The organism is Metamycoplasma salivarium (genome assembly GCF_900660445.2).
GTDB lineage: Bacteria > Bacillota_I > Bacilli_A > Mycoplasmatales > Metamycoplasmataceae > Metamycoplasma > Metamycoplasma salivarium.
Window position 1 is genome coordinate 375,869 of record NZ_LR214938.2, and the last position, 24,820, is coordinate 400,688.

Annotated in this window: 20 protein-coding genes and 4 tRNA genes; 13 read left to right on the forward strand and 11 right to left on the reverse strand. The window is 26.9% G+C overall.

What is annotated here, in order from left to right:
• Positions 1 to 55 precede the first annotated feature (55 nt).
• The 4 genes from EXC60_RS01710 to rpoE form a co-directional block, all read right to left on the reverse strand.
• Positions 56 to 148: transfer RNA gene (locus EXC60_RS01710), tRNA-Ser, on the reverse strand.
• Between the two features lie 30 nt (positions 149 to 178).
• Positions 179 to 931 carry a thermonuclease family protein gene (locus tag EXC60_RS01715; protein WP_024544270.1) on the reverse strand — a complete coding sequence of 251 codons (753 nt, stop codon included), beginning with the start codon at positions 929 to 931 and terminating at the stop codon, positions 179 to 181.
• On the reverse strand, positions 931 to 1,797 hold the full coding sequence (locus EXC60_RS01720) for a class II fructose-bisphosphate aldolase (protein ID WP_029670616.1): 867 nt from the start codon (positions 1,795 to 1,797) through the stop codon (positions 931 to 933). The genes EXC60_RS01715 and EXC60_RS01720 overlap by 1 nt, the downstream gene beginning before the upstream one ends.
• Before the next feature lie 94 nt (positions 1,798 to 1,891).
• Positions 1,892 to 2,155: a DNA-directed RNA polymerase subunit delta gene (gene rpoE / locus EXC60_RS06415; RefSeq protein ID WP_024544272.1), complete on the reverse strand. Its 264-nt coding sequence runs from the start codon at positions 2,153 to 2,155 to the stop codon at positions 1,892 to 1,894.
• Positions 2,156 to 2,463: 308 nt separating this feature from the next.
• Here rpoE and arcA point away from each other — a divergent pair, with 308 nt between their 5' ends.
• Positions 2,464 to 3,696: an arginine deiminase gene (gene arcA / locus EXC60_RS01730; RefSeq protein WP_024544273.1), complete on the forward strand. Its 1,233-nt coding sequence runs from the start codon at positions 2,464 to 2,466 to the stop codon at positions 3,694 to 3,696.
• 189 nt (positions 3,697 to 3,885) lie between these two features.
• Here arcA and EXC60_RS01735 read toward each other — a convergent pair.
• Positions 3,886 to 3,969, reverse strand: a tRNA-Leu gene (locus tag EXC60_RS01735).
• A 53-nt stretch (positions 3,970 to 4,022) separates the two neighbouring features.
• Here EXC60_RS01735 and EXC60_RS01740 point away from each other — a divergent pair.
• The 8 genes from EXC60_RS01740 to EXC60_RS01775 all read left to right on the forward strand — a co-directional run bounded on the left by EXC60_RS01740 (position 4,023) and on the right by EXC60_RS01775 (position 11,483).
• Positions 4,023 to 4,508, forward strand: coding sequence for a dUTP diphosphatase (locus EXC60_RS01740; protein WP_024544274.1), 486 nt, complete (start codon positions 4,023 to 4,025; stop codon positions 4,506 to 4,508).
• 154 nt (positions 4,509 to 4,662) lie between these two features.
• Positions 4,663 to 7,419 carry a DNA gyrase subunit A gene (gene gyrA / locus EXC60_RS06420; RefSeq protein WP_024544275.1) on the forward strand — a complete coding sequence of 919 codons (2,757 nt, stop codon included), beginning with the start codon at positions 4,663 to 4,665 and terminating at the stop codon, positions 7,417 to 7,419.
• 82 nt (positions 7,420 to 7,501) lie between these two features.
• Positions 7,502 to 8,443 carry a TMEM164 family acyltransferase gene (locus EXC60_RS06425; RefSeq protein ID WP_024544276.1) on the forward strand — a complete coding sequence of 314 codons (942 nt, stop codon included), beginning with the start codon at positions 7,502 to 7,504 and terminating at the stop codon, positions 8,441 to 8,443.
• A gap of 3 nt (positions 8,444 to 8,446) precedes the next feature.
• Positions 8,447 to 9,358 (forward strand): TMEM164 family acyltransferase, encoded by a 912-nt coding sequence (locus EXC60_RS06430; RefSeq protein ID WP_129619893.1) that lies wholly within the window; start codon positions 8,447 to 8,449, stop codon positions 9,356 to 9,358.
• A gap of 9 nt (positions 9,359 to 9,367) precedes the next feature.
• Positions 9,368 to 10,300 (forward strand): TMEM164 family acyltransferase, encoded by a 933-nt coding sequence (locus EXC60_RS06435; RefSeq protein ID WP_024544278.1) that lies wholly within the window; start codon positions 9,368 to 9,370, stop codon positions 10,298 to 10,300.
• A gap of 149 nt (positions 10,301 to 10,449) precedes the next feature.
• On the forward strand, positions 10,450 to 11,265 hold the full coding sequence (locus EXC60_RS01765) for a hypothetical protein (RefSeq protein WP_024544279.1): 816 nt from the start codon (positions 10,450 to 10,452) through the stop codon (positions 11,263 to 11,265).
• 51 nt (positions 11,266 to 11,316) lie between these two features.
• Positions 11,317 to 11,404 (forward strand) — tRNA-Leu (locus EXC60_RS01770).
• 3 nt (positions 11,405 to 11,407) lie between these two features.
• Positions 11,408 to 11,483 (forward strand) — tRNA-Lys (locus EXC60_RS01775).
• 45 nt (positions 11,484 to 11,528) lie between these two features.
• Here EXC60_RS01775 and EXC60_RS01780 read toward each other — a convergent pair.
• On the reverse strand, positions 11,529 to 12,074 hold the full coding sequence (locus tag EXC60_RS01780) for a cysteine hydrolase family protein (protein WP_029670618.1): 546 nt from the start codon (positions 12,072 to 12,074) through the stop codon (positions 11,529 to 11,531).
• Positions 12,075 to 12,138: 64 nt separating this feature from the next.
• On the opposite strand from EXC60_RS01780, the gene EXC60_RS06440 reads away from it, so the two are divergent.
• Entirely contained in the window at positions 12,139 to 13,044 is a 906-nt protein-coding gene (locus EXC60_RS06440) for an MAGa3780 family membrane protein (protein ID WP_024544281.1), read from the forward strand.
• A gap of 105 nt (positions 13,045 to 13,149) precedes the next feature.
• Positions 13,150 to 15,966 carry a cation-translocating P-type ATPase gene (locus tag EXC60_RS06445; RefSeq protein ID WP_024544282.1) on the forward strand — a complete coding sequence of 939 codons (2,817 nt, stop codon included), beginning with the start codon at positions 13,150 to 13,152 and terminating at the stop codon, positions 15,964 to 15,966.
• 41 nt (positions 15,967 to 16,007) lie between these two features.
• Here the strand turns inward: EXC60_RS06445 and EXC60_RS06450 are convergent, their stop codons facing one another.
• Positions 16,008 to 16,535: an amino acid--tRNA ligase-related protein gene (locus EXC60_RS06450; protein WP_129619895.1), complete on the reverse strand. Its 528-nt coding sequence runs from the start codon at positions 16,533 to 16,535 to the stop codon at positions 16,008 to 16,010.
• Positions 16,536 to 16,628: 93 nt separating this feature from the next.
• Here EXC60_RS06450 and lysS point away from each other — a divergent pair, with 93 nt between their 5' ends.
• Positions 16,629 to 18,104, forward strand: coding sequence for a lysine--tRNA ligase (gene lysS / locus EXC60_RS01800; RefSeq protein WP_129619897.1), 1,476 nt, complete (start codon positions 16,629 to 16,631; stop codon positions 18,102 to 18,104).
• A gap of 36 nt (positions 18,105 to 18,140) precedes the next feature.
• Here lysS and EXC60_RS06455 read toward each other — a convergent pair whose 3' ends face one another.
• The 4 genes from EXC60_RS06455 to EXC60_RS01820 all read right to left on the reverse strand — a co-directional run bounded on the left by EXC60_RS06455 (position 18,141) and on the right by EXC60_RS01820 (position 24,076).
• Positions 18,141 to 20,522: a protein kinase family protein gene (locus EXC60_RS06455; RefSeq protein WP_129619899.1), complete on the reverse strand. Its 2,382-nt coding sequence runs from the start codon at positions 20,520 to 20,522 to the stop codon at positions 18,141 to 18,143.
• A 13-nt stretch (positions 20,523 to 20,535) separates the two neighbouring features.
• Positions 20,536 to 21,282 (reverse strand): phosphotransferase, encoded by a 747-nt coding sequence (locus tag EXC60_RS06460; RefSeq protein WP_024543806.1) that lies wholly within the window; start codon positions 21,280 to 21,282, stop codon positions 20,536 to 20,538.
• A gap of 25 nt (positions 21,283 to 21,307) precedes the next feature.
• Positions 21,308 to 23,251, reverse strand: a complete 1,944-nt coding sequence (gyrB, locus tag EXC60_RS01815) for a DNA topoisomerase (ATP-hydrolyzing) subunit B (RefSeq protein WP_129619901.1) — start codon at positions 23,249 to 23,251, stop codon at positions 21,308 to 21,310.
• Between the two features lie 153 nt (positions 23,252 to 23,404).
• Complete coding sequence (locus EXC60_RS01820) at positions 23,405 to 24,076, reverse strand: LemA family protein (protein WP_051327696.1); 672 nt, start codon at positions 24,074 to 24,076, stop codon at positions 23,405 to 23,407.
• Between the two features lie 262 nt (positions 24,077 to 24,338).
• Between EXC60_RS01820 and EXC60_RS01825 the strand changes: the two genes are divergently transcribed.
• A complete protein-coding gene (locus EXC60_RS01825) occupies positions 24,339 to 24,719 on the forward strand; it encodes a hypothetical protein (protein ID WP_024544327.1) in 381 nt (126 codons plus the stop codon).
• Positions 24,720 to 24,820: the final 101 nt, after the last annotated feature.

Consider the following 24,820-nt stretch of genomic DNA (forward strand, 5'->3'; position numbering starts at 1 on the left):
TGAATGAAAAAAATACCAGTTTTTTATTTTGCTATTAAAAAGAGAAATAAAAAAATGGCGGGTAAGAGAAGATTTGAACTTCCGCGAGAACTTTCGTCCCCCTACAGTCTTAGCAGGACCGCCTCTTCGACCACTTGAGTACTTACCCAATGCAAAATAAAATTATATATGAAAAACATTAGTGGGGGAATATTTCATCAAATTTATTAGTTTCCTTTCAAAAACCTAACTTGTTATTTTTGGCATAATTTTCAGCGTTTGTTAACAAATTATAATAAGAAATATTGCTTGTATAATATGTGCTTTTCTTATTAAGTGAAATATATGCTTTTCGTGCTAATCCTTCTTTAAGAAGTTTTTCATTTAAGCAATGATATTTCCCATTTTCATCTAGATAATAAAGTATTGCAACAATTCTTCCATATGAATCAGTCATATTAGTTTTACCATTTTTTGTCTTTTGAGGAATGGCAAATATTTTTGTTGGTCTATTTTTATATTTATCGTTTTTTGGCAATAAGCCATTTAACATATAATATTCTGTAAAATTAGTTGCTAATTTTCCATATTTATATTGCAACCCACTTGTCGGAACTCATAAACCATTTTCCTTTTTTCTAGTTTCAGGTGTATCAATGCCTGCAAACCTATAAACATTACCCTTGCTATCTTGAATTGTGTCCCCATCTCTAATATAAGTTGGAATAATTTCTGTTGCATAATTAATTTGCAAATTGCTAGATAAAGAATAAGGTAATTTATCTATACCGCTGTCAGGCTGCAAATTCGAAAAATACTCTTCTTTATTATCTTTTGATGGTTTTTGTGGAGTGTTTGGAGTATTTTGCCAATTGCATGAAATAGAAATAATAGGTAATGTTATCGCTCCTAGTGATGAAACATTTAATAAATATTTAAACTTTTTCGTCATTATTTTGCCTTATTAATTGAATTAAAAACCTTAAATTTTTCAATTAAAACTTCTTTCATTTTTTGCATTGCAAATTTATTAATTTTTCTTGGATCATAGTTTCTATTTTCATCTAAATTATTAATTTCCATATATTCCTTTAATGCATTTGCATATACAATTTGAAGCTCTGTATTAATGTTAATTTTTGAAATTCCAAATCCAATCGACTTAATAATTTGTTCTTCAGGAATTTGACTTCCACCATGCAAAACCAAAGGTAAATTTATAGCTGCATTAATTTTCTTTAATAATTCAAAATCAAGACCATTTCAGTCTTTAGGATATTCACCATGAAAATTATTAATACCAATAGCTAGACAACAAATATCTAATTTAGAAATTTCTTTAACTTCTTCTAAATTTGAGATTGCACCCTGAACAAATTTATTATCTTCACAACCTCCAATTTTTCCAATTTCTACTTCTAGCGAGACATAATTCTTTTTTGCAATTTCACTTAATGCTTTAGTATTTTTACAATTTATCTTAAATTCTTCGCAACTTCCATCATACATAATTGAACTAAATCCAGCTTCAATTGCTTTTAAGCATTCATCATAATTTCCATGATCTAAATGTAATGCAACTGGAACTGAAATATTTAAATCTCATATTAAATTTTTAATTAATCATGCTGCAACATGATATCCTCCAACATATTCAATAGTTTTTGGAGAAAATGCAACAATAATTGGTGATTTACATTCTTCTGCAGTTAATAATGTAATTTTTGCCCATTCTAAATTATTAATATTAATATGCGGAATAGCATATTTTTCTTTGTAAGCTTTTGCAAGCATTTTTTTCATATTTACTAATTTCATACTATAAATTATCAATTAAAATATGTTAAAAACAAAACATTTTGTGAAACATTTATGAAACTAAATAGAAAATTGCAATAAAAAAGGTAGGAATTTACTCCCTACCTAGTGTGTCAGGTCTAATTGCAGTTCAAGTACCGTCATTATTTCTAAAGAATCTACTATCAATAGTTAACAATTTATATAATTCACCACGTTTTTTATTAATAATCTCAACATCTGACACTTCTGTTGGGGTTTCGGCTCTTCAGCTGTCAAATAAGACTTCTTTTACCTTATCAAAAATAGCATCGAATTCAACACTTTTTTGATGACCCAAAAAATCTTTCGCGGTGTCAACCATAGTAAAGAATTTCATATTATGCTCCTTTACAAACAAAAATCTATAATACAAATAAGAGAGAAAAAAGTGAAAAAATATATTAAAAAGACTATTACAAAGTTTGCTAAATAAAACAAATAAACATTATATTTTGGAATAAATGATTTTATTCATTAATGGAGTATAATTTTATTGTATAAATAGAAACCTAGAAATAATTTTTAATGCCCTTGTTCAACAAAGACAAGCACATTATACCATAAAATTATTTTTGTTATTATTTTTAGTTTAGGTAAATTTTATACAAAGCAAAAAATTATTAAACTTGAAAGGATTACACTTAAATGTCTGTATTTAGCAGTAAATTTAATGGAATTCATGTTTACTCAGAAATTGGCGAATTAGAAACAGTTTTAGTACATGAACCAGGAAAAGAAATTGATTATATTACTCCATCTCGTTTAGATGAATTACTATTCTCAGCTATTCTTGAAAGCCACGACGCTAGAAAAGAACACCAAGAATTTGTTGCAACTTTAAAGAAAGAAAAAATCAATGTTGTTGAACTAACTGATTTAGTTACAGAAACTTATGATTTAGTTGACCAAAAGACAAAAGATAAATTAATTGATGAATTTCTAGAAGACTCAGAACCAGTTCTAACAGCTGAACTAAAAGCAACTGTTAAGAAGTTCTTAAAATCATTCAAAGAAACACGTAAATTAATCGAAGTTATGATGGCTGGTATCACCAAATATGATTTAGGTATTAAAGCTGACAGAGAACTTATTGTTGACCCAATGCCAAACCTATATTTCACACGTGACCCATTTGCATCAGTAGGTAATGGTGTTACAATTCACTACATGAGGTACAAAGTAAGACAACGTGAAACATTGTTTAGTAGGTTTATTTTTAATAACCACCCTAAACTAGTTAAAACACCTTGATACTATGACCCCGCAATGAAAATGTCAATTGAAGGTGGTGACGTATTTATTTACAACAATGATACTTTAGTTGTTGGTGTATCTGAAAGAACTGACCTTGACACAATTACTTTGTTAGCTAAAAACATTAAAGCAAACAAAGAATGTGAATTTAAACGTATTGTTGCAATTAATGTTCCTAAATGAACAAACTTAATGCACCTAGATACTTGATTAACAATGTTGGATAAAGACAAATTCTTATATTCACCTATTGCTAATGACATCTTTAAATTCTGAGACTATGACCTTGTAAATGGTGGAGCTAACCCTCAACCTAAAGACAATGGTTTACCTCTAGACAAATTATTGAAGTCAATCATTGGAAAAGAACCTGTTTTAATTCCTATTGCTGGACATCACGCAACAGAAATTGAAGTTGCTCGTGAAACTCACTTCGATGGTACAAACTATCTAGCAATTAGACCAGGTGTTGTAATTGGATATGCACGTAACGAAAAAACAAATGAAGCATTAAAAGATGCCGGAATTACTGTTTTGCCATTCAAAGGAAATCAATTATCACTTGGAATGGGAAATGCACGTTGCATGTCAATGCCTCTTTCTCGTAAAGATGTTAAATGATAATAATAATTAGGTAGAAATGTTTTAGTAATGTAAAACCCCTAATTACATTTAACAAAAAACATTTTTGCTTAATAAAATTTTATATACTAATTTCTTTATTTCATAATGGCCAAGGTAAATACTTGGCTTTTCTTTTTATTTTTTGTAATAAAAAATGGCATAAGCCATCTCATTTTGTAATTAAACATATGGTGCTCCAGACTGGACTTGAACCAGCATGACTTTCATCGGTTGATTTTGAGTCAACTGCGTCTACCATTCCGCCACTAGAGCAACTTGATAAATTATAAAGGAATTTTCAACAAAATTATCATATAATAAAATCTATGAATTTAAAAGTTATTTTCGAAAAGCAAATTAAATTGGATGAAACTTTGCATAACAATGTAATCAATCCAAATGAGAAAAATTTAAGAGAAAAAGAAATTATCGCACTTTTGGTCGAACTCGGTGAATTTGCAAACGAAGTTAAACTTTTTAAATATTGAAAAAAGCATAAAGAAATTAATCAAACAAAAATGTTAGAAGAATTCGCTGACGGTATTCATTTTTTAACTAGTTTGGCTACCGAATTTCACGTTGATTATGAAATAAATGTTATTAAAAAATCTATTGATTTTTGTTTGCAACTTGCTTATGTTTATAAAATTTTCATAAAATTATTTAAGCATTATACTAAGAAACTAATTAAAAAAGCCTATGGTGCTTATTTAGGTCTTGGTGAAATTGTTAATATTACATATGAAAAAATTGAAACTGCTTATTTTGATAAAAATGAAGTTAATTTTAAAAGAATAGAAAACAATTATTAATAAGTATTAAAACTCATTCGTGAGTTTGTTTTTTGATATTTTTTGGACTAATTTTTTGTTTACAATTAAATAACATTTTTGTTATAATTTTTATTTAATATAACACCGATATATTTATTTTATAAATATACAAAAACGTTTAAAAGGAAATACCATGGCTGAAGAAGATATCAAAAAAACATTAAATGATAATAATGAGAATGATCAAAATGATGATACTGATGAAAAATACTATGACTTTGACGACACAATAAAAAAAGTTTTTGAAGAACCCAAAATTGTTGAAGAAGATGACGAGGAAGAAGACATTCCTCAAGAAAAAGCTGGCTATCAAGTTCAAAGTCAAATTTTAGAAACTGAAACAAATGGTCTTAAACCAACAGATTTAGCAAGAGTTATGAAATCATCATTCATTGAATATGCAATGAGTGTTATAGTTTCACGTGCCTTGCCTGATGCAAGAGATGGTTTTAAACCAGTTCATAGAAGAATTTTATTTGCAATGAGTGAACTTGGTATGTTTCATACTGCTGACCATAAAAAATCGGCAAGAATTGTCGGAGAAGTTTTAGGTAAATACCACCCACATGGTGATAGCTCAGTTTATGAAGCTATGGTTAGAATGGCACAAGATTTCTCAATGAGATATCCTTTAATTGATGGCCATGGTAACTTTGGATCAATTGATGGCGATGAAGCTGCTGCTATGCGTTATACAGAAGCTAGATTAAGTAAAATTGCATCTGCTATGGTTGATGGTATTAAGAAAAATACCGTTGATTTTATTGATAACTATGATGGTAATGAAAAAGAGCCTGTCGTTTTACCTGCAAGATTTCCAAACCTTTTAATTTCGGGAACTAGTGGTATTGCTGTTGGTATGGCAACAAATATTCCCCCACATAATTTAGGCGAAGTAATTGATGCAGTTTGTGCACTTGCTAGAAATCCAGAAATTACTATTGAAGAACTTATGGAGTATGTTTTAGCCCCCGATTTTCCTACACGTGGAATTATTTTCAATCGTGCTGGTTTAATTGAAGCTTATAAAACAGGACGTGGTTCAATTACGATGAGAGCAAGAGCTCATATTCAAGAATTTCAAAATGGTAAAAGCAAAATTATTATCACCGAAATTCCATATGAAGTTAAAAAGACTGAAATTATGGAAAAAATTGCTGAACACATTAAAAATAAAAGAATTGAAGGAATTGCTGATTTTAAAGATGAATCTAACCGTGATGGAATTAGAATCACAATTGATGTTAAAAAAACATATGTTCCAGAAGTTATATTAAATCAACTTTACAAACTAACAAGACTTCAAACTAACTTTAGTTTTAACATGATTGCACTTGTTAAAAATGAACCTAGATTATTAAACTTAAAACAATGCTTAGAAGTTTATTTGGAACACCAAATCGATGTTGTAACTAGAAGATTAAATTTCGATTTAGAAAAAGATTTAGCAAGAGCTCATATTCTTGAAGGTTTAAAAATTTGTATTGAAAATATTGACCGTGTCATTGAAATTATTAAACACTCAAAAACAGACCAAGAAGCACAAGAAAAACTTATGAAAGAATTTATTCTTTCTGAAATTCAAGCAAAAGCTATTGTTGATATGCGTTTAGGTAGATTAACAGGTCTTGCTATTGAAAAGATGAATGAAGAATTAGACCAAGTTCATGCAAGAATCATTGAATATCGTTCAATCTTAGCAAATCATAGTTTACTAATTGATCTAATTATTAAAGAACTTCAAGAAGTTAAAGAAGCTTATGGTGACAAACGTCGTAGTGAAATTAACTGAGATGAAATGGGAAATATTGACAATGAAGATTTAATCCCACAAAAAGATGTTGTTATTACAGTTAGCTCAAATAGCTACGTTAAAAGAATTGATCTTGATGAATATCGTGAACAAAAACGTGGCGGTGTAGGTTCTTCAACTGTAAAAACTTATCAAGATGATGATATTAAAGACATTTTAGTTGCCAATACTCATACCGATTTGTTAATTTTTACAAATAGAGCTAAAGTTTATCGTGTTAGAGGTCACGAAATTCCTGTTGGTACTAAACAATCTAAAGGAACACCTATCATTAACATTATTCCTGCAATTGAAAAAGATGAAAAAGTTGTTAAAATCCTTTCAATTAATGAATATAACGAAGGAACTTATTTGGTAACAGTTTCTAAAAAAGGTACTATTAAAAAGACCAAAATTGCAGAATACGAAAGAATTAATCGTAATGGTAAATATGCACTTTCACTAAATGAAGGTGATGAGCTTATTGATGCTTTAATTGGTGTTGACAATGATGAATTATTTATTGCTGGATCAAATTCACGTGTTAATAGATTTGACATAAGCCAAGTAAGAGCAATGTCAAGAACAGCACATGGTGTTGGTGGAATTAGACTTGCAGATAATGAATGCGTTGTTAGTGTTTCAAGTTCAAGAGATGGTAAATATGTCTTTAGTATTGGTGCTAAAGGTTATGGAAAAATGTCTCTTGCTGAAACTTATCGTAAAACGAAAAGAAATTCTCACGGTGTTTTAGCATTAAATAGTGCAAAAGCTGGTGATTTAGTCTATGCTGCAACAGTTCATGGTGTTGAAGATTTAATTATTATGTCAAAAGATGGTATTGCAATTAGATTCTCATTGAAAGATGTTTCAGTTGTTGGTAGAAACTCAAAAGGTGTTAAATTAATCAACCTAAAAGGTAAAAATAACACAATTGTTGGTGTCGCTAAAATTTATGATGAATCTGAAGCTCAAGAAGATAGAGAATTAACCAAAGAAGAATTTATTGAAGTTACTAAAGAAATTGAAATGACTTTACCTGACGATATTTCAAATGAATCTAATGACTCAAATGATGATGAAAATGAATTAGAATAAACCTGAAATTTTAAAAAATATAGATGTAAGATACATGTCTTACATTTTTTTATGTTATTATTTTAGGAATTAATTTTGAAATATGGTTAATCCTATGCACAAAAAAATTATTGAATTATTATCCACAGAATTTAAGATTGGCACTCCAAAAGTGGGGAACTTATTTCACATCCTAATTTTAATTTCTTGCTTTCTAATAGCTACCATTCTAATTGCTGCATTATGAAAAATTAAAAATAGCCCCAAAACATTATTTGCAATCACATTAATTGCATTAATATTTTTAATCTTGCTCGAATTTCTAAAACAATATTATTTTTCAACAGAAGCTACAAAAGATAAATTTAAATGAATTTTCCAACCTTGAGCATTCCCTGCAACATTATGTGCAATGCCACTTTATTTTTTACCAATTTATTTATTTACATTTAAAACTAAAAAAGTAAAAATGTATGTTCAAGATTTTTTAGGAATTTTTATGTTATTTGGTGGAGCTTTTGTTTTATTCTATCCAGGTGAAATTTTTAAAGCAAATATTTTTTGAACAATGCATTCAGTTTTATTCCACGCTGTCATGTTAATTTTTGGACTTTTTTTAGTAGTCACAAACATTGTAGCTTATAAATGAAACAGTGTTTATCATGCATTTATTGTGTTTGTATTATTATGGATATTTGTTGGTGCAATCAATGAAATTTTATGACAATTAAAACAAAAAAATGTCCTAAGTGAAATTCCAAATTTCTTAAGCATTTCACATCGTTTACCAAATCCGTACATCATAAGTATTTCTAAGTTTTTAAAAGGAAAAACTCTACCAATTTATTCAATATATTTTATTTACCCACTAGTTGTTTTTGTAATTTCAAATAGCTTATTCCTAATTTTTGGTTTTATTGGCTTTACAATCAGGAAACTAATTATTTTGAATAAAAAGCAATATATAAGGAAATTAAAGTACAACGCTTATTTAAGGCGTATAAATGTAATTAAGGATTACAAATTAACATATTTAAGGAATTAAATTATGCAGAAAAGTTTATATAATTGATTATCAACCGAATTTAAAAATGGTGAAATGCCTAAAGTTGGCGGCATTTTTCACATTGCTTCATTATTTATTTGTTTAATTACAGCATCAGTCTTTATAATTTTATTTTGAAAATTAAAAAATAAGCATAGCGTTACATTAGGCATTTTGCTTACAATTTGATCAATTATGGTTATTTCCGAAATTTTAAAGCAATGATATGTTTTAAAGCAATATAAATTAGGAATAATAAATCAAAATGTTTATATCGGTTATTTTCCATTCTTTTTATGTGATATGCCACTTTATTTTATTCCATTATATTTAGCATGTTATAAGGTTAAAAAACTAAGACTTTACATTTTAGATTTCTTGGGTATTTTTTCATTGTATGGTGGTGCTATTGTTTTATCATATCCAAGTGAAATTTTTAAAGCAAATATCTTTTTAACAGTTCATTCAATTTTTTTTCACAGTATTATGCTTGTTTTAGGTTCCTATTTAGTAATTACCAACATTGTTAAATTAAGTTGAAAATCAGTGTTTTACGCATTCGCGGTTTTTGTAGTGTTATGAGCATCTGTTGGAATTATAAATGAAATTTTATGAAGAACCTTAAAATCAGGAAGATTTAATGAAATTCCTAATTTATTAAAAATTTCACATCGTTTACCAAATCCATTTATAAAAACAATTTCTAAAGTATTAGGTCGAGAATATGTTCCAAGTAGTATAATTTATTGGTTCTATCCATTATTTACATTTGTTGCTTCTAATACATTCTTTGCAATCTTTGGTTTTATTGGGTTAGGTATTAGAAAAGCAATTAAAACTGCGCAAACACATTATCAAAACAAATTAAAACACCGTTCATTTTTAAGAAGACAAAATGTATTGAAAACTTTTTAGGAGAAAAAAATGAACAAGAAATTATTTGAATTCTTAAGTACACAGTTTAAAAATGGTGAACCTAAACTTTGAGGCTCATTTCATATTATTTCATTAGTTATTTCTTTAACAATTGCAATAATCCTTATTGCAGCATTATGAAAAACTACTAAAAAAGAAATTGCAACTTTTTGAATACTATTTGCTTTTTGAATTATTTTATTTACTATTGAATGTTTAAAACAATTCTATGCAGGTAGCAAAATTGATGGTTCTGGTAATTGATATTGAAAATATGACACGAGATGATCTGTTCCGTTTGTATTATGTTCAATGCCTTTATATTTCATTCCATTATATTTAGTAACATATAAAACAAAAATGTTTAAGACAATTATTTTAGATTTTATTGGAGTTTATTGTCTTTATGGTGGCGCCTTTGTAATGATTCTATATCCAGGGGATGTGTTTACTTCAACAATTTTTATTTCAACACACTCAATGATTTTTCATGGAGCAATGCTAATAATAGGAATGTTTTTAGTAATTAACAATATTATTAAATTTAGTTGAAAGACAGTTGGATTTGCATTCTTAATCTTTATGATTTTATGAGCAATTACAGGAATTGGAAATGAAATTATTTGACAATTACACAAAGCTGGAAAAATAGACTTTATGCCAAACTTATTAAATATTTCACATCGTTTACAAAACCCATTTGGAGATGCTATTAAAAACATAACAAATGGAAAAGTAAAATTTAGTGATTTAACAATTTATTTAGCATATCCATTATGAACATTTATTGTTTCAAACATAATTTATGGATTCTTTGGATTTGTTGGCTGGAGTGCAAGAAAAATTGAAGCTTCAGCTAAATTGCATTATGAAACTAAGTTACAAAACAAAGCAATGTTAAGAAGAAAAAATGTTGCAAAAGAAAGCATCAACGCACAATAACATCTTATTTTGGAATCAATGCACGTCATTGATTTTTTATTTTATGAGTATTTTTAAAAATATTAGTTTGCAAACAAAAATTCTGACTTTCACAAACATTTATCAATTTTGTTAAGAATATATTATTAAAATATAAAATTTATAGAGATATGAATGCAAGAACTAAAGAACTAAGAGAACTTAAAAAGCCATCAATTCAAGCGTTGTGGTTTTGAATTTTATTAAGCATTATTTTTCTTTGTGCGATTACTTTTTGAATTTACATAGTTTCTGTTTTTCAATATAGATACAATATTGATGCTAAATGATATTTAAACGATATTATTATTTTAATAACAAGCGGGATTTTAATTGGTTTATTGCTCTTAATGTTGTCATTTACCGTATTAAAAATGTTAAAAAAAGCTTTAATTAAGAACTTTTTTGAGTTTTATTGTTATTTAAACTCATTACATAGTAAACACAATTTAACTTTAATAAAAGATACACGCTTCTTACCTTTATATACGTCTAATAAAATGCAAACACGTGAAGAATATATTAATTTTATTGCTTCAATTTTAAAATATGAACCAACTTCAATTGACTACAAAAACCTTAAATATGAAATTGAAGAAGATTTTGCAAAACATGCATTTAAAGATCCTGATTTTTTGAAATTAAGATCAGATACTTTTTCAAAAGTAATATTTTTAGATTTAATTGCCCCTGCTTTAGTTGCAACAATGTTAATTGTTTTATCAATTTTATACCCTTCAAAAAATGATGAACCTTTGCGTGCAATTCCTCGATTTGCAATTGTATTAGCATCAATAATTTTAACTTTAGCAATTAGCATTTCAACTTATGAACTAGTTATGTGTGCAAAAATTAAAAACATTGAGACATTTAATAACTTCTTTATGTTCTCATTTAATTCATATAAATTTAAATTATTAAATTCTTCAATCGTAAAAATTAGATAATTGTTTGTGAAATATCAAAAAATGTATTATAATAAAGCATGCATTTTAGATGCCCGAGTGGCGGAATAGGTAGACGCTAGGGACTTAAAATCCCTTGACTGTAATGGTCGTGCTGGTTCAAGTCCAGTTTCGGGCACCATATGCGCCCTTAGCTCAGGCGGTAGAGCAAATGGCTTTTAACCATTGGGTCGGAGGTTCGAGTCCTCTAGGGCGTACCATTTCAAGAAATTGTTCATATAAAAAAGTCGAAAACTTCGACTTTTTTATTTCCAATTTTTAATTAAAATTCCAGAATTTTTCATTAATTTCAAAGCAAAATCATGAAATTCATCTCTTTTGTGTTCTTTATTATCAAAAGTATCTACTAAATCTTTAAAAACAACAATTTGTTTATCCATATTTAACTTATTGAAATAAGTTTTTAAATTTAATGCTAATTGTAAAATACAAATATCTGTACAGCATCCAACAATTTCGATTGTGTCATATGTTTCAATTTCTTTTAAATTTAATTCAAAAAAAGAATTAGTTGTAGTTTTTAAAACTATTTGTTTGGCATAAGGTTTCAAATCATTATCTATTTCTGATTCAATTGTATTTTTTAAGCAATGAGCAGGATATACTTTCATTTCTAAATCATAAATTGAATGACTATCACATACAAAAATATTGTCTGTTTCACTTTCATCTTCCAAAAATTCTTTAATTTTAGGAACTAATTTTTTTATGTAGGGTGATGATAATAAACCAATTTCTGTAAATCCTTTTAACATATCAACAATTAAAATAAGTTTTTTATTAGCTATCATTACATTTTCCTTTCAACTTCTTTAATTATAGTTTTAATTTAAATTTGTATATAATAAAACAACTATGAATTTAGAAAAACAGACAAATGAAATTAAAAATTCGCAACCAAGTAAATGTAATGAAAATGGTTTTTGTGGTTGAAAGAAAATTCACAAAGTAATTTTATTTATTGGAATTATTCTACTCGTAACTAATTTGATCCTTTTGTTCAATAGTTATAACACTAGCATTGAAAATTTAATGAAAAGATTTAAAAATTCAGGAGCAGATTCACTAATAGGAAATAAAGGTTTTTATCCAAGTGGAATTGCAAATATGTGACCAGTAGGTTTAACTTTCACTATGATAAGCAATATGGTTTTAGCATTATCAATGATAATTTATGCTATCTACCATAAGTATCAAAAAGCACAATATTTCTTCTTTTTTGGTGTTGTAAATATTACAATCACCTTTGTTATTTATTGAACACTTATCTTTTTTGTTTCAATTAAAAATGGAACATGAAGTAATTTACGTGCTGCAATTCCTAGTTTTGTATTACATGCAATAAATCCATTTATAGCATTTATTTGTTTAGGCTTTGCAAGAAAATATATATCAATTAAAAAATCACAAATGTGACTAACCAATGTTATGGTTTTAGGATATTTTACTTGAGCTATGATTACTTTCTTTATTGGAAAAAGATTATTAGACTTAAAACATATTCCTAACGTTGATAATTACACAAAATATAACATTGTTGTTTACCAATTTTTAAACTTTGATCAACCATTATTTTACAAAGGCGGAAAATTAGCAATTGTTATTTTATTAGATATTTTAATGTTTGCACTTGGTGCTTTATTAAGCCCAGCATTTGCTTGAATGTGAAAAGGTATTTTTAAAATAAAACTATATACTCCAGGAGTTGATCAAAACATTAAAAATAGTCTAGTTAGCACATGCCAAATGCAAACAAAATAACGATAATTGAAGGAAATATTTATTTCCTTTTTTTATTTAACTTTCTCAAATGTTTCTCAAATTAAAAGAAATTAAAATACTATTAATATAAAATTAAATACAAATATGAAAACAGCAACAAAAACAATAAATTATCAATTGCAAAATAATAAAAATATTCAAGAATATATCACTACCAATCCAAGCGTTGGATTAAACAACAACGATGTAATCGAAAGGCAAGAAAAATTTGGAAAAAATATTTTGCAAGAAACTAAAAAGAAAAATCCATTTTTAGTTTATTTAGCACAATTTAAGGACTTACTTGTCATTATTTTATTGTGTGCAACTTTAATTTCATATATTATGGCAATTGTTTATGCTTCCCAAAATAATTGAGTTTATTCAAAAGAATTAGTTATTGTTTTTATTGAACCATCAATTATTTTGTTTGTTGTTCTAACTAACTCGTTGATTGGTGCTATTCAAGAAATTAAAAGTGAGAAAGCTATCAATGCATTAAAAAGCTTAAATCCAATGCAAGCAAAAGTAAAACGAAACGGGAATTTATTAACTATTAATTCATCAGAACTTGTAATTGGAGATATTGTGTTTTTAGAAGCAGGTGATATTGTCCCTGCTGATGGTTATTTGATCAATAGCTCTAATTTACAAGTTATTGAGAGTTCTTTAACTGGAGAATCATTACCAGTTTTAAAAGATCATAACGTTAAAAAAGATCTATCTTTACCAATTGGAGATCAAAAATTTTCAGTCTTTTCTTCCTCAGTTGTTGTTGCTGGAAACTGTATTTTTGTTGTTACAAAAACCGGAATAAACACAGAGCTTGGGAAAATTGCAAGTTTAGTTAACAATGAAAAAGAACAAATGACACCATTGCAAGCAAAAATTAATAAGTTAGGTAAAATGTTTGCAATTGCAGGAATTATTTTATTTGTATTGAGTGTAATAGTACAAATTATTTTTCAAGCTATTTCAAAAGGATCATTTAGAAATGTAATTTTTTGAAGTACAACACTTATTAATGGAATTTCTTTGGCGGTCGCTGCTATCCCTGAAGGATTAGTTGCATTTACTTCAATTATTTTAGCTATTGGTATTCAAAAAATGGCAAAACAAAAGGCAATTGTTAAGAGTCTAATGGCTGTTGAAGCTTTAGGAAGTTGTTCAATTATTTGCTCAGACAAAACTGGAACATTAACTCAAAATAAAATGACAATTGTTGATACATTTGTTTTAAATAAAAAATATGATATTGCCAATCATACTTCAAACCTAAATTTAATTGAATTTGCCTCATTATGTTCTGAAGCTAATTTAATAAAAGAAAATGACTTATATAAAGAAACTGGCGATCCTACTGAATTAGCATTTTTATATTATTTAGAACAAACTAGTAGTTATAAAACAAAGAAAATTCTTGATGAAAAATTTTTAAGAATAAAAACGCTTCCCTTTGATAGTGATCGCAAACTTATGACTTCTATCAACAAAATTAATGATGAAAATATAGTTATTGTAAAAGGTGCACCAGATGTTTTATTACAAAGATGTGTTAATTTAGCTGAAAAAGATCAAAAAATAATAAAAAATACGATTGATCGTTGATCTAATAATACATATCGTGTTTTAGCAATAGCTAAAAAATCAATAAATAATGATATTTTAAACAAAATTAATAATGAAAAAGATAGCAATGCAATGTCTGCATTAGAAAATAATTTGGAATTTATCGGTCTTGTTGCTATGATAGACCCTCCAAGAGAAACATCAAAAGAAGCAATTGCTATTTGTAAAAGTGCTGGTATTAAACCTATTATGATTACAGGCGATAACATAAAAACTGCAATTGCAATTGCTAAACAATTAGGAATTTATCAAGATGGTGATTTAGCGCTAACTGGAATTGAATTAAATAAGCTTAGTGATGATGAACTAAATGCAAATATTAAAAAATATTCTGTTTATGCAAGAGTTGCACCTGAAGATAAAATTAGAATTGTACATGCATGACAAACAAAAAATCAAGTTGTTGCAATGACAGGTGATGGTGTTAATGATGCACCCGCTTTAAAAGCGGCAGATATTGGTTGTGCTATGGGAATTACTGGCACTGAAGTTTCTAAGCAAGCTGCAAATATGGTATTAGCAGACGATAATTTTGCAACAGTTGTAAAGGCAGTTGAAAATGGCCGTTCTATTTATCAAAAAATTAAAAATGTGATTCATAACTTACTAATTACTTCAATTGCAGAAATAATTTTGGTATTTTTCGGATTACTAATTTTTAAAGGTATTTTTAAAAATGAAATTAATGCTTTAACAATTTCAAATCCAAACTTTGAATTTTATATTTTAGGAGCAACGCAACTTCTTTGAATTAATTTATTTACACATGGATTTCCAGCAATTGCATTAGGCTTACAAGATTCAAAAGAAAATTATATGAAAAATAAGCCTATCCCTAAATCACAGTCTATATTTGCAAATGGAATGGGAATAAATATGTTGTGACAAGGAATTTTAGTCGGTATTATTTCATTAATTGGATATTATTTAGGAGCTTCTTTAGCAATAAAAAATGGTAAAACATCTCAATTTGTGGAATATGGATCAACTTGTGCATTTTTAGTCTTAGGTATATGTGCTACATTTAATGCAATAAATTTAATGAGTAAGAAACCTATTTTTATGTCAAATCCACTTTTCTATTGAAAAGTTTATGCATCAGTTATTTTTTCTTTAAGTGCATTATTTATTGTAAGCTTTATTAGTAAGATAGCTATTGCATTTAAAATTACAAGTGATTTATCTTTAAACTCTACATTAATAGCATATTCATTAGGTTTACCATTAACATTAATTCCTATTTATTTAACTTACAAAATTAGCGTAATGTTAATTAACAAATATAAAAAATAGAACTTTTATTCTAAATATGAAAACTTAAAAGTTCTATTTTTCTATTTTTCAGAATATTTTGCAAAGACGAAATTATTAGTATCGTTTTTAACAACATTTAAGAAATAATCCAATTTATTAAATTTCTTAATTTCATTATTTTGAGTTATTACTTCAAATTCATAATAATATATGTCAGGCATTTGAGAAGCAAATTTAATAGCTTCTTTATCACTAAATTTACGTAAATCAATATTAAGTTTTTTGTTTAGTTCATCAACCATATTAATTTTATTAAATGGATATTTAAATTCAATTTTTTGTCCATTAAATACAACAGAATTAATGTTTAATTTTTTAGTAATGTAAGCAAATAGTTTTTCAATTCTATCCATCATTCCTCAAAGGTCAGAATAAGCTTCATAAAATTCTATCGAAGTAAATTCAAGGTTATGAGTAGTGCCAACACCTTCATTTCTAAAAATTCTACCTATTTCATAGACTCTTTCATAACCGCCAACTAATAATTTTTTTAGTGTAAAATTTGTGTTACAAATATAACATAAAATCGTTTTTTTAGCAAAAGTTAACCATTAGTAGGAAAAACAAACATTTTAATATAAAATTAAAATAATTAATTTATGTTAGAACATTTTAATTCACAAAGAAAGAACAAATTAATTATGGAAAGAAAATTTACCGAACAAGAACAAACAAGAAGAAATAAAATTGATGAATTAAAAAAATCAAATATTTTAGCTTTTAATGGTACAGTTAAACCAACAATCAGTTGTATAGAGATTTTTAATAAATTTAATGGCAAAACAAGAGAAGAATTAGAATCTCAAGATAAGAAATATATTGTTAATGGACGTGTTATTGCACAAAGAGGTCCATTTATTGTTATTCAAGACCGTGACATGACTTTGCAAATTTATATTGATAAAAAAATTCTTGATGAAAAAGCTTCTATTGTTTTGAAGCAACTAGATTTAGGGGACATCATTAGTGCAAAAGGTACTATATCTAAAACTCATACTAATGCTTTAATGCTAAGGTGTGAAAATTTAATTTTACTTACAAAAGCATTAAAACCTTTGCCTGACAAATATCATGGTTTAGTTGATCGTGAAGAAAGATATAGAAATAGATATGTTGACACTATTGTTAATGAAAAAGCTAGGAAAACTTTTATTTTAAGAACAAAAATTATTAAAGCAATTCGTGAATATTTCGACAATTTAAATTACTTAGAAGTTGATACTCCTGTTTTACAGCCAATTTTAGGAGGAGCTGCTGCTAAACCTTTTATTACTTTTTATAATGCTTTAGACCATAATTTTTATTTAAGAATTGCAACAGAACTTCCACTAAAAAAATTATTAGTTGGTGGTTATGAAAGAGTCTATGAAATAGGTAGAATTTTTAGAAATGAAGGTGTTGACACTACTCATAACCCTGAATTTACTTCGATAGAATTTTATGAAGCTTATTCTGACCTTTGAGGAATGATGGATAGAACTGAAAAACTATTTGCTTACATTACTAAAAAATTAAACATTAATTCTGTTGTATTTAATGGACAAAAAATTGAATTTAAATATCCATTTAATAAAATTAATATGGTTGAAGAACTAAACAAAAAACTTAATATTGATTTACGTAAATTTAGTGATAAAGAAGCTATTAAATTTGCAGAAAGTCATGGCATTAAATGTGAAAAATATTACAAATTAGGTCATGTAATTAATGACTTATTTGAAAAATATATTGAAGAAACATTGATTCAACCAACTTTTGTTTGAGGCCATCCAATTGAAATTAGCCCCTTAGCAGCTAAAGACCTTAAAGATCCAAGATTTACATTAAGAGCTGAATTATTTATTAACACAAAAGAATTTGCTAATATGTTTACTGAACTTTCTGACCCAATTGACCAATTAGAACGTTTCGAAGCACAACTTAATGAACGTGAAAATGGAAATGAAGAAGCTAATGAAATTGATTGAGATTTTGTTAATGCATTAGAATATGGAATGCCTCCAGCTGGCGGTTGCGGTATTGGTATTGATAGACTTATAATGCTACTTACAGAAAATGATTCAATTAGAGAAGTTGTATTATTCCCTCAACTTAAAGAAATTTCCTGAAAAAAATAAGAAACAAAAAAGCATAAATAATAAAATATGCTTTTTTTATTCAATTTCTATATCAAAAATAACGTCATTGTCGAAATATAATTCAGAAATTTTCATATTTACTAAATCTGCTTTTCCTTTTAATGAAAAATCTGCTTTAGATAAAGTTATTTTTATTTTTTTATTTGGATATTTTTTAACAAAATCTCTTACTTTTAAAATAATTTGTTCTAAAAATGAATGTAACAACATTCCTTTTAAATCATTTTTAAGTTCATTATAGTAATAACTGCCATTATTTTCATATATAAAAGTGAAAGAATAACTAATGTTGTCAAGCGTACCAATTGTTTTTTCCAAAGTTAATTCGGAATTAATTTTGTTTAATTTCTCAGTTGGATCTATTATATTTTTAAAATGTTTTTGATAATGCTCAGTTAGTAGTTTTAAATAATCTAATTTACCAAAATTAAATTCAGTTGTTTTAATTTCATAATATTGGTCTTCTTTATTATTGTAGTTAGAAAACTTATTTGAGTCTCCACCTTTAAAATCAAATAGTGCACGATATTTTAATAAAGGCGGTTTATATGTTTCAAATTTCTTATTAGTTTCCAATTTTCTGGCAATGCCTATTTGGGAAGCGAGATTTGACGACTTATCAATTTTGGAAGTAAATTGTAATTTGTATTTTTTATCTTTAGTTAGCTCAACTTCATTGTAAATTGTATCCTCTAATTTATCTGAAACAAATTTGTCTCTTGAAGTAGAACCTTTCCTATTTAAAACTAAAGGAATAGTTATTATAGAAGCAAAGGCAATAGTTAATGAAGAAAATAAAAATACATTTCCTAAAATCTTTTTTCTATGCATTTTTTTAACTTGTTTTTCATCAATTTTAGGTAATTCTTGTTCTGAAGTTATTTCTAAATTTTGAATTGGTTTCTCATCCATATTTTTATTTTTCATTATTCCCCCCCTTTTTTCTAAAATATCTTTAATTCTTCTGACATTGATATTTGACATAGTAAAATCACCATTCAAAATATTATTATACAAATATGCTACAAAATGACTAATAATTCTATATTTATAAAAATTGTCTGGTTTTTTTATTCCATAATGCAATCAAAAAAATGCCTCGCTTGCTTCAGAAAGCCCAATATTTTCAAACATAAATGCTATATCTAAAAATCTATTATTATAATAAGCTACTGATCAATCGATTATGTATAAATTGTAATTTTCATTAAAAAATATATTATCTAAATTTAAATTGTTATGACAATTTGCATCCGGCTTTATATCATTAATTCATAACAATATTTGATCAACTATTTCCTTGCCACCAATATCGTTATAAACATCATCTAAATTAATATTTTTCATATACCAATCAACTTTTTCTTTAAGTATAAATGAAGGAAATTTAACATCTGAATCATGATATGTTTTCATCGCGTGTGCCAAGATTTTTATTTGACTACGATTTAAAAAATAAACACTATTACAATCAAGCCATCTTCAAATAACTTTGTCATTATCTTCATAAACACAAATAGGAACAAAATAGAATTGTTCAAGTAATTTCAAATTCAAGCGATTGTCAAATTGATTGTGATATTTTTGGCAAATAAATTTGTTAGAGATTGAATAATCTCTATTTTGCATTTGAGAAAATGAGTCAGTAATTTTGCATTGTGGAATATCTAATTTCTCATAAACTTCTTTATAAGCAGCTTTGTCAAAAGTTTCTACTAAATAAATATAATCATCAAAAATAGTTTCATCTAATTGAAAATGTTCAATTATTTTTTGCTTATCAATACTTAAAAATAAATATAGTCCTACTAAATCTACGTATTTTGAATTGTAAGCCACATATTCAAAATCAATTAATTTAACAAAACCATATTTATTGATTAATATGTTGTGTCTTTTAATGTTGTTATGCGATATAACATACTCTTGATCTTTGTATTTTTCTAAGAGTTGATAATATTTCTCATCATTAACTTTATATGCATATCAATTAAATTTTGAAATCGGTAATTTTAATTTTCTAAAATTTGTTAAACAATTAAAAATTGCATATTCAACTTTTTCAGTGATTTTAATTTTATATAAATCTTGGCCTGGAAACCATTTTTTAATCAAATATCCATCTTTAGCATAAAAATAATCTTTGAAAGTTAAAACTACTTTAGTTTCATTAGCATAATTTAAACTTGCAATTTTTTTGGGAATTCTAATTTGAACTCATACATTTCTTAATTTTCCTATGTAAGTTTTATTGTTAAATCCCTCATAAAAAAATCTTATATTTGAAAGATCATCAAATTCATTAGTTCCAAATACTTCTTTTAAATCTTCAATAATTGCTTGAGTTGTAGGATCATTTTTTCGTGTCACATAATTCTTTTTATATAGTTTTGGCATAATCTATCTCTTATTAATTATATTTAGACAAATACTCTTGCATATATTTTTCAACACGTTTATTATAAATTTCATCAGAAAATGGATTAATTTCATGAGAATTAATTCATAAAACTATTAAAGCATTAACAATAATACGATGAATTAATAGATATTTTGGTTCATAATCATCACCATAAGCTTCAAAAAATACCTCTTCTTGATCTTTTGTTAGATTACTACTTTCAATAAAATATGCTAAATCAAAATGTACATCACCCATAGATGCATATTCTCAATCGGTAATATAAACAATGTTATTTTTAAAAATCATATTAAATAACCATAAATCATTATGACATGGTGCTGAAGTATTAATATTTTTTAAAAATGTGTTTAATTTATTAAAATACCTATCAATAATTGCCACCTTTTTATTCAACGAACTTATTTTCTGTAAATAAATTTTAAAACGACGTGCAATTTGATTTTGTTTAGGAAACTTTAATTTTGAATTATGCAAAGTGATTAATTCTTTACCAATAATTTTTAGTTGTTCATTAGTTAAGTTGTTTGGGTTAAGTTCAAGGCCATCAATTCACTCAGTTTCTAGCTTTTGAGCATCATCAAAAACTACTTTAGGGCTAAAATCCAAAGTATTTAAAATTTTATAGTCTATCTTATGATTAAAAGGATCATAACTTTTTACTTTAACAAATAGATTTCTAGATTTATCATGATATGTTTTATTTGTATACCCTTGGTTTTCAATTAATTCCATATTAATGTAGTTAAAAAATTAAAAATTAGAAGTCAATATTGTTGGCATACTTTGCATTTTCTTGAATAAAATCATGACGAGGCTCAATGTCTTCACCCATTAAAGTTGCAAAAACAGTGTCACAGCTTGCTATATCATCAATTTGTACTTGTAGCATTTTTCTAACAGCAGGGTCCATTGTGGTTTCTCAAAGTTGTTCAGGGTCCATTTCTCCAAGTCCTTTGTAACGTTGAATAGAAATATTATTTTTATTTTCTAATTTAGCTAATATTTCTGCTTTTTGTGCATCGTTATAGGCATAAGAAATATTTTTTCCTGCAGTTATTTTATATAGAGGAGGTTGTGCTAAATAAACAAAACCATATTCAATTAATGGGCGCATATAACGGTAAAAGAAAGTTAATAATAAAGTTGTAATGTGAGCACCGTCAACGTCGGCATCAGTCATAATGATAATCTTGTGATATTTTAGCTTATTGATATTAAATTCATCAGTAATTCCGGTTCCTAATGCATGAATCATAGTTGCAATTTCTTTATTACTTAATACAGTACTAAAGTCATTTTTTTCTGCATTAATAACCTTACCACGTAAAGGTAAGATAGCTTGAGTCATACGATCACGACCCATTTTAGCAGAGCCACCAGCAGAGTTACCTTCGACAATAAATAATTCTGAAATTTCAGCATTTTTGGTTGTACAATCAGCTAATTTACCTGGTAAATTTCCTAAATCAAGACCATCTTTTTTTCTTGACGCATCTCTTGCTGCATTTGCAGCAATTCTAGCACGTTGTGTCATTAAACATTTTTCAATAATTGCACGTGAATGATCAGGATTTTCTGCCATGTATTTTTCTAAAGCTTCAGAAATTACTTTGTTTGTTGCAATTCTAGCATCTTTATTTTCTAGTTTGCCTTTTGTTTGACCTTCAAAAATAGGATCAGTATGTTTAATTGAAATAATAGCAACTAAACCATCTTTGACATCTTCGCGGGATATTTTTTCATCTTTGTTTTTGAAAAGTTTATTATCTTCAGCATATTTGTTGTAAATTCTGGTTAGAGCATCATAAAATCCTTGTTCATGCGTTCCACCATCAGCGGTTTGAATATTATTTGCATAAGAAACTATATTAGAAGTATAAGTTTCATTATATTGCATAGCAACTTCTACCATAACATTTTCTGCATTTGGAACTCTATCTTTAAAAGTTCCTTCTGCATAAATTACATTAGGAATAGTTAATTTTTTACCTTTGTTTAATTCATTAACATAATCAATAATTCCACCTGCAAAGCAATAATTTCTAATAACATTTTTTTCAACGTCTTCACAAGTAATGTTTAAACCTTTATTTAAATATGCAATTTGCTTTGCGTGGTCAATAATAGTTCCAAAATCAAAGTCAACTTTATCCATAATTGTATAATCCGGATGAAATTTGATTTTTGTTCCTGTTTCATTATTATTTACCTTTCCAATAATTTCTAAAGGTTTAACTGGATGCCCACCTTTTGTATATTTTTGATAGTACAAATTACCATTTCTCTTAACTCATACTTCAAATACATCGCTTAATGCATTAACAACAGAAGCACCAACCCCATGAAGTCCACCAGAAACTTTATAGTTGCTACTATCAAATTTACCACCAGCATGTAAAACAGTTAGAATAGTTTCAACAGCTGATTTTTTGGTTTTAGTATGAATGTCAACTGGCATTCCACGACCATTATCAACTACTTCAAGTACATTGTTTGGATAAAGTTTAATGTCAATTTTAGTTGCAAATCCCGCCATCGCTTCGTCAACTGAGTTATCAACAATTTCTCAAATTAAGTGGTGAAGCCCTCTAAATCCGATTGATCCAATATACATTCCAGGACGTTTTCTTACGGCTTCAAGTCCCTCTAAAACTTGAATATTATCTGCACCGTATTTTTTGATTTCATCTTCTTTGCTCATAATAAAATCCTTTCATTACAACTTTTTATATATTATAAATATATAATTATACATAAATTTTAGTGAACTATTGACTAAAAAAGTATTTAATTGTATATACAAAACCAAAATAAATGAAAAAAATAGCACCTATAAAGGCACTAAATTTTTAGGTTATTTCATAATTGCATTTAAATCAACATCAGCTCTTTCTTGTGCTGAAGCTTGAACAAATGCTAAATTATGTAATTGCATTTTGCTTGCAACCCAAACTGATGGAAATGTATAAATTTCTGAATTGAATGTTGAAACTCTTTGGTTGTAAATTCTTGATGCACCATAAATTTCTTCTTCACATTGATCGATTTCAGCCATTAAATTTAGATACATTCTATCTGCTTTAAGTTCTGGATATCTTTCAAATTGAATTTTCATTCCTCTTCAAATGTCATTTAATCCAGCATTTAGAACAACTGGGTCTTGTTCATTTGCTAATGCATTCAATCCTGAACGTAATCTTGCAACTTCAGTTAATGTTGTTTTTTCATGTTCTGCATATTTTTGCACAACAGTAGCCATTTTGGTAATGGTTGCAAATCTTTTTCTTTCAGCTATTTGAATGGTTGAACTTGATTCTTGAATTGATTGCATTTTTCTATTGAAATAATTTTTCTTTGAAAAATAATAAACTAAAGGCCAAATTCATAGTAAAAGTGTGATAATTCCAAAAAATCATCAAAGAACAACAAGGCCCATTTCTCCTGTGCTAATTTTAGCTTCTCTAATGTTATTATCTACATTTGGTTTAAAACCTTCTTGAGTTTGTGCTGCATGTGTATCAAACATTATATTTTCTCCTTTTCTTAAATATTGAAGTGTATAAATTATACCTAATTTGAAATTTTAGTTTTCCTTTATATATAAGATAAAATTCAAACTTCTTGCTATTCAATTGAAAACAATTTCAAAACGAAATTAACCATCTCATATTTACAAATTAATAATCTATTTTTGAACCAAAAAATGTTATTTTTCCCGTTAAAAAGTTTGAAATCTTGTTTTTTTTAGAAAAATGTCTATAATAAACTATACAAAAAAGGAGGACCCTATGATGTATGAAGTAGCAGCAAATGCTGCAAAAGTAAGCAATAAATTACAACCTATTGCAAACATTTTTAACAAAGATGCTTCTAAGATTTTAGCTAATAAAATGTTTAAGGGCATGAGTGACGAAGCAGCTAGATTAAATGCTGGAACTATTACAAGTGGTGTTTTAACAATTGTTTCTCTTATCTTATTATCTTTAGCTGGATTATTTTTAATCATTGGAATTCTTAGAACTCTTGCTGTAAGGTATTCAACTAAAGGTGATGTTGAAGTTAACAAAAAAAGAGCTATTAGAATCTTAGTACATTGCATAATTACATTTTTAATATTGGGTATATTGGGTGCAATTTTCCCAACAACCATCGCATTCTTGCGTGTGTAGTAATATTAATGTTTTATTTAAGACTAGTTTCAAAAATGAGACTAGTTTTTTATGCTTTCCTAAATCTTTCACAAATGTTTCTCAAATATTAAAAATTCTAA